Origin of the sequence: Spirillospora sp. NPDC049652, from assembly GCF_040675125.1 — a bacterium.
In the GTDB taxonomy this organism is placed as follows: Bacteria; Actinomycetota; Actinomycetes; order Streptosporangiales; family Streptosporangiaceae; genus Spirillospora.
Genome location: NZ_JBFAOF010001405.1, coordinates 1 through 1,413 on the forward strand (window position 1 = coordinate 1; position 1,413 = coordinate 1,413).

2 protein-coding genes are annotated in these 1,413 nt (G+C 71.4%); one reads left to right on the forward strand and one right to left on the reverse strand.

Features of this window, described 5'->3' with window-relative positions:
• Positions 1–504 (forward strand): NlpC/P60 family protein (locus AB0J52_RS40605; RefSeq protein WP_500188549.1); only part of this gene is annotated, 504 nt, incomplete at its 5' end.
• Positions 505–549: 45 nt separating this feature from the next.
• Here the strand turns inward: AB0J52_RS40605 and AB0J52_RS40610 are convergent.
• Positions 550–1,041 carry an inorganic diphosphatase gene (locus AB0J52_RS40610; protein WP_117361624.1) on the reverse strand — a complete coding sequence of 164 codons (492 nt, stop codon included), beginning with the start codon at positions 1,039–1,041 and terminating at the stop codon, positions 550–552.
• Between the last annotated feature and the right edge of the window lie 372 nt (positions 1,042–1,413).

A 1,413-nucleotide genomic window follows, 5' to 3' on the forward strand; every position in this document is an offset into this window, starting at 1 on the left:
GCCGATCTCGCGCGCCGGCGCGAGGCGGCCCTTGAGGCGGCCGAGGCGAGCAGGGCCCGGCAGGGCGTCTCCGGAGCGGGCCTCGCGGCGGCTTCCGGAATGGGGGCCGTCGCCGCGCGCGCGGCCCTCAAATGGCTGGGAACGCCCTATTCGTGGGGCGGAGGCACCGCGGGCGGCCCCAGCTACGGCATCGAGCAGGGGGCCGGCATCCACGGGTTCGACTGCTCGGGCCTCGCGCTGTACGCCTGGAACAAGGCGGGTGTGCGGCTCGACCACTGGACAGGCACCCAGTGGACGTCCGGCCCGCACGTGCCGGTCGGGCGGCTCAGGCCGGGGGACCTGGTCTTCTTCGCCCGGAACACCTCCGACCCGGACACGATCCACCACGTCGGGATCTACATCGGCCGGGGCCGGATGGTGGAGGCCCCCTACACCGGGGCCAGCGTCCGGATCTCCTCGATCCACCGCGGAGACCTCATCGGCGCCACCCGGCCCTCCGGATGACGCCGTGACCACGCGGGGCGGGGACGGCGGGGCCGTCCCCGGCGGTCAGTGACCGCCCAGGTCGGCGAACCGCTTGCGGGAGCGCTCGACCTCGACCTCGGCCTCGACACGGCCGACCCAGTTCGCGCCCTCGACGGACTTGCCGGGCTCGAGGTCCTTGTAGACCTCGAAGAAGTGCTGGATCTCCAGGCGGTCGAACTCCGGCACGTGGTGGATGTCGCGCAGGTGCTCCATGCGCGGGTCGGTCGACGGGACGCAGAGGACCTTGTCGTCGCCGCCGGCCTCGTCGGTCATCCGGAACATGCCGACCGCGCGGCACTTGATCAGGCAACCCGGGAACGTCGGCTCCTGGAGGATGACCAGCGCGTCCAGCGGGTCGCCGTCCTCGCCGAGGGTGTCCTCGATGAAGCCGTAGTCGGCCGGGTACTGCGTCGAGGTGAACAGCATGCGGTCGAGCCGGATGCGGCCCGACTCGTGGTCCACCTCGTACTTGTTCCGGCTGCCCCGCGGAATCTCGATGGTGACGTCGAATTCCAAGATGTCCTCCGCTTCCCGCGTGGTCGCGGTCATAGTCTGTACATGCCGTGGCGGCGAAGGCCGCACGGCCGGGTCTCCCCTGTTCCACGCGCCCGTTCCCTGGCGGGAGGGCGGCGAGGACCGCAGCCCCTTATATCGTGGCGCGCGTCCCCGCGCGCGGGCGAGGACGCAACTATAAGGATGTCGCACGTTGGTGAGTGCTGAGTTGGCGAGGGGCGTCCCGGTCGTGGCACGTGCTCGGACGCTCGCCTTGGGCACGCTGGCCCTGCTCAATGTTTTCGCGGTCACCGCGGCCTTCGCAGTGGTGAAACTCACACCGCCCAGGCACCTGTCGCCGCAGCCCCCGTCGGTCGCCGCGCACGACGCGGTGCC